Here is a 2,249-nt window from a genome sequence, read left to right as displayed (position 1 = left end):
CGGCCCGAGCCTTGCGACAGCAGCGGCTTGAAGCTTGGCGCGCAGTTGGCCACCGCCACCAGATCGCCGTCGGCATCGTAGAGGCCGATTTCGCGGATCCACTTACCGCCCTCGTCGGCCGGGATGATCTGCTCGGCGATGATCACCGCCGGGTTGACCGGGTCAATCTTCAGTTGGTTGAGCGGTTTACGACGCCACTCGTTGAGCAGCTTGGTTTGACTGGCCGACGGCACCGGATTAGGCGGATCAGCCAGCCCGTTCGGGTTGGCATCCCCCACGCCCATTTGCGTGATCAGCCAGGGAATGCCGAGCGCGTCGGCGTTCGCCTGCTTGGCCATCCCCACATTCGTGAGGATCGCAAAAAACTGCGAATTCGCATCAATCATAATAAACGTCCAGGGTGTCTATGGTGTGTTCGCGGCCGACCACGCCGAAGCTGCCAGTGACCTCGATGTCACGCATGACGGGCGGGTAAACGTCGATTTCGTCGCCTTCATAGAGGGACACAGCGATATTCAAATTGCCTTGAGTTTCCAGGCTGATCGCCAGCCCGGTCAGATGCCGGGTGACGGGTTTGGCGTCGTCAATCAGGCGCTCAAGCTCCTGATACATTTCTTCAGTGATGCCGGTATCGAGCACCCCGACCTTGAGCGCGAAGGTGCCTGGCACGCCCTCGGGCACCGTGTTGAACCACTCCACAATCTCGATCAGGTAGCCCAGCGGCTCGACCACACGGCGCAACGCGCCGATGGTGCCCTTGTGTTTGTGGATGTAATACGACGCCTTGATGGCCGCGCGCTTGGTCGCCTCAGTCCAGCGGTAATCCCAGCGATCCACCGACCAGGCCCATGCCAGGTGCGGCAACAAATGCACCGGGCAGGTATCAGCGTCGTAGAGGTCGCGCAGAGGGACAATCGTCTTTTCGAAAAACGCGGCCTCCATGGCCCGTTCCAGTTGCGTGCTGTTGAGCGGTAGGAGACTTTTCATATCAGCCCGCCAGCCTTACGTTGTAGCGCGTACAGAACGCCGCCTGCGCCTTGGTCGGGGCCAGATCCTGCCATCCGACCAACTCAACCCTGGCAACGCCGGCAACGTGCAGCTGGGCGTCAACAGCGGAGCGAGCGACCTCGACGCCCAGCCGTTTGCGTGGATTGATCCAGGCTGCCAAGCGGCTTTTGGCCTCGGCCAAACTGGCATCCGCCTCTGGACCGGCGCTGGCCATGTGCAAGATGGCGTCAATCTCGTAACGGATAACCTCTGCGCTTTGCACAGTCACCCGATCACCGACCGGCCGTACGTCATCGTCATTAAGCGCAGCGGCCACCGTCGCCAGCAGCTCCGGCGGCGCTTCCCCTTCCCCGTCCAACCCCAGCACCGTGACCGTGACATAACAAGGCTCCGGACTTTCGGCCGTGGCATCTGCCACCAGCCCTGATGCATTACGTGCATGCAGGATGTAGCTGTTACGCGGGCCGGCCGTGGTCAAGCCTTCATAGGCCAACTGGATACGCTCGCGAAACGGGTCGTCGTCTTCCATGACCTTGGGTACCGGTGGCACCGCCAACAGATCTTCGGCCTGAATGACCAGGCGCTTCAGATTGACGTTGGCCCCCAAGTGATCAAGGTCACCACGAATGGCATGTGCCAGCAGCAGCGCCTTGCCGGCGTCATTGACTCGGGCCCGGTTGCCGACCTTGTTGTAAGCCCCGACCTCAAGCACCTTGACCACTGGATCGCTTTCCAGCGCGGCCGTCCAGTTGCCGCCCATGTACCCGCGAAACACGCTCAGCCCGTCCTGATAAACCTCTTCGAAGTCCAGAGGCTCAAGCACGGTCGGCGCTGGCAGCGACGACAGATCTACGGTACTCATGCGGCCACCTCCAACGTGACGCTGTCGCCCAGGTACGTCCCGACGATTTGCAAATTGATTTGCCCGCCAATGACGGAAATGACCCGCACCTGATCCAACTTCAAACGCGGTTCCCAGCGCCCGAGAGCGCGTGCGACCTCAGCCTGTACAGCGCTTTTCCAGCCTTCGTTGATGGGCAAATCGACAAACCGCCGCAGCTTGCTGCCGTATTCCATACGATGCCGACGACTGCCCAGCGGCGTGCTCAAGATGTCGGCAATGGATTGGCGCAGGTGCTCAATGCCGGATATGGGTAGGCCGGTGTGGCGATCCATTCCGATCATCGATGTCACTCCTTGAACGGCTCGTATTCTTCGCTGGCTTTCAGGAACTTGACCGC

General features: G+C 60.9%; 4 protein-coding genes. All 4 read right to left on the bottom strand.

Translation table 11 applies throughout. The features are described from left to right. Positions 1–386 (bottom strand): phage tail protein (locus tag D6877_RS21990; protein ID WP_178083731.1); only part of this gene is annotated, 386 nt, incomplete at its 3' end. Continuing rightward, positions 379–987, bottom strand: coding sequence for a phage tail protein I (locus D6877_RS21985; protein WP_130912098.1), 609 nt, complete (start codon positions 985–987; stop codon positions 379–381). The genes D6877_RS21990 and D6877_RS21985, both read right to left, overlap by 8 nt. A 1-nt stretch (position 988) precedes the next feature. Continuing rightward, the gene (locus D6877_RS21980) at positions 989–1,870 is read right to left on the bottom strand and encodes a baseplate J/gp47 family protein (RefSeq protein WP_130912097.1); all 882 of its coding nucleotides are present in this window, start codon (positions 1,868–1,870) and stop codon (positions 989–991) included. Beyond that, the gene (locus D6877_RS21975; RefSeq protein WP_130912096.1) at positions 1,867–2,193 is read right to left on the bottom strand and encodes a GPW/gp25 family protein; all 327 of its coding nucleotides are present in this window, start codon (positions 2,191–2,193) and stop codon (positions 1,867–1,869) included. The genes D6877_RS21980 and D6877_RS21975 overlap by 4 nt, the downstream gene beginning before the upstream one ends. Positions 2,194–2,249 lie beyond the last annotated feature (56 nt).

The sequence above is a fragment of the Pseudomonas sp. Sample_9 genome (assembly GCF_004307535.1).
In the GTDB taxonomy this organism is placed as follows: Bacteria; Pseudomonadota; Gammaproteobacteria; order Pseudomonadales; family Pseudomonadaceae; genus Aquipseudomonas; species Aquipseudomonas mercuritolerans.
This window is presented reverse-complemented; position numbering and strand designations above follow the sequence as displayed.